Origin of the sequence: Ilumatobacter nonamiensis YM16-303 (genome assembly GCF_000350145.1) — a bacterium.
Lineage (GTDB): Bacteria > Actinomycetota > Acidimicrobiia > Acidimicrobiales > Ilumatobacteraceae > Ilumatobacter_A > Ilumatobacter_A nonamiensis.
In genome coordinates this window covers 1-2113 of record NZ_BAOL01000192.1, presented here as the reverse complement: position 1 = coordinate 2113, position 2113 = coordinate 1, and the positions used below count along the sequence as shown (strand labels likewise).

The following is a 2113-nucleotide window of genomic DNA, read 5'->3' as shown; positions in this document are numbered from 1 at the left end:
TCGCGCACGGAGCGCGAGAACTGTTCACGAGAACACGATGGGAGGTGGGGTCAGGTGGGGGTGGGGACGCCGATCGGCCAGCCGTCGACCACCTGGTCGAGGAACTCGCTCATTCCGATGCCGACGTGACCATCGCACTCGTAGCGGGTCATCGCCTCGGTGATCCGGGTGTGGAGTTGTTCGCCGTCGGGCGTCTTGCGGCGATTGCGGAGCGGGATCATCGACATCACCTCGGCGGTCACGTCGTACTCGCGCTCGGCGGTCTTCGCCCAGACGCGCATCGTGGTCTGCTCGCCGTTCTCGTCGTAGTCGGCGTCGATCCGACAGTCGAGCACCTTGTGGTACTCGTCGCCCACGAGCACCATCCCGCTCGTCGAGGGAGCGCGACCCTCACCGCGATCGATCACCGAGACCATCATCGCGAAGTCGTCGCTGAAGACCATCGGCAACCACCGGTACCACGTGAGCGCCTGCCAATATCGGGGACCCCACGACTTGTCGCGCAGTCCGAGCCCGTCGATCTCCATCACGACGCCGGTCCCGCCGGCTTCGGGGGCGTCGACGGTGATCGTGCCCGTGACCGAGCAGTGCTGCTCGTAGTGGGCCTTCGCAAAGCTCTTCTCGGCTTCGACCTCGATCTCGCGTCCGTCGGCGTACTGCGGCTTGCCGCCGTACATCGGCGACACCCCGCGATAGTCGAGCGAGACGGTGCAACCGACCATCGGGTTGTTCTTGAACGCGGTGCGCGGATCGGCCATCTGGCTCGGGTCGTCGAGCAGGCACACCCGACCCGAGTACTCGACCTTCAGGTGTTCGAACGGTTCGACCACGGAGATCGTGAGCCCACCGGCGCGCATCTCGTCGTTGTTCTCGATCTGGGGCCGGTCGTAGATGAAGCCGACGCGGCCGTCGGGCAGATAGAGGCAGACCGTCATCTCGGCGTATCCCTCGTTCACGCGGTTGCCGAGGCGGAACCATCCGCCGGCCTGCAACCCGAGGTCGAACGCGTTGAGGTACATCGATTCGTTGTAGTTCTCCGCGTCGTCGGGAACGTGGGTGTACTCGTCCTCCGGTTCCAGGACCATGACGATCTCGTCGGGGTCGGTCACGGTGTCGCCGGACATGGATTCAGTCATGGGTACTCGCTTTCCAGGCCGCTCGCCAGCCTTCGGGGATGGTGGATGCATTCGGGTGATCGGTGATGCGGCGACAACGATTGGTCATGGTGCCGAGGCCGTCGATCGTGGTCGTGATGACGTCGCCGTCGGCGAGGAACAGGCCCTGCGCGACACCGACCCCGCCCGGTGTGCCGGTGAAGATCAGGTCGCCGGGGTGCAGCGTCGTGATGTGCGACAGGTACGAGATGAGCGTCGGGATGTCGAAGATCAGGTCGGCGGTGCTGCCGTCCTGGCGGATCTCTCCGTTGACCTGCGTCGTGATCCGCAGTGCGGACGGGTCGTCGAGTTCATCGGGCGACACGAGGAACGGACCGATCGGACCGAAGGTGTCGAACGACTTCCCGAGGTTGAACTGGGGCGGGCTGGTCGCCATCTGAACCGCGCGGTCGGACACGTCCTGGCCCACGCACATTCCACCCACGTGGTTCCACGCGTCGGCAACCGCGATGTCGCGACCGCTGATTCCGATCGCCACCACGAGTTCGCCCTCGTAGTCGCAGTACTCACTGCGCAGCTCGATGTCGGCGTTGGGACCGGCGATGCTCGATCGGAACTTGGTGAAGATCAGCGGCACGTCGGGCACCTCCATCCCACCCTCCGCGGCGTGGTTGCGATAGTTCAAGCCGACCCCGAACACCTGCCCCGGTCTCGGCACGGGCGGGCCGAACACCGCGTCCGCGATCAGCCCGGTCTGCATGTCGGGCAGCACCGACGCAGCGAGGCGAGCCAGGGCATGCGGAGCGGCGAGCGCTTCGGCGGGATCGGATCCGATCGATCCGAAGGATGCGGTCTCGATGTCGAGGTAGTGGTCACCGACGGCGAGGCTCGCCCGACCGTCGACGTTGGCAAGTCGAAATCCCATTCCGCCATCATCGCCGCTCGCCGCGACTCCGACCGCACCCGACCGTTACGTAACGGGTCTGACCCGTCACGTA

At 65.6% G+C, this 2113-nt stretch carries 2 protein-coding genes; both read right to left on the bottom strand.

Translation table 11 applies throughout. The features are described from left to right. Window positions 1-50: 50 nt before the first annotated feature. Window positions 51-1136, bottom strand: coding sequence for a DUF7064 domain-containing protein (locus ON45_RS16495; protein ID WP_083915081.1), 1086 nt, complete (start codon window positions 1134-1136; stop codon window positions 51-53). Continuing rightward, a complete protein-coding gene (locus ON45_RS16490; protein WP_051063225.1) occupies window positions 1129-2040 on the bottom strand; it encodes a fumarylacetoacetate hydrolase family protein in 912 nt (303 codons plus the stop codon). The genes ON45_RS16495 and ON45_RS16490 overlap by 8 nt, the downstream gene beginning before the upstream one ends. Window positions 2041-2113 lie beyond the last annotated feature (73 nt).

Excerpts from the sequence above, each read along its gene's own strand:
- ON45_RS16495 (WP_083915081.1), bottom strand. The coding sequence starts at position 1,136 with ATGACTGAATCCATGTCCGGCGACACCGTGACCGACCCCGACGAGATC.
- ON45_RS16490 (WP_051063225.1), bottom strand. The coding sequence starts at position 2,040 with ATGGGATTTCGACTTGCCAACGTCGACGGTCGGGCGAGCCTCGCCGTC.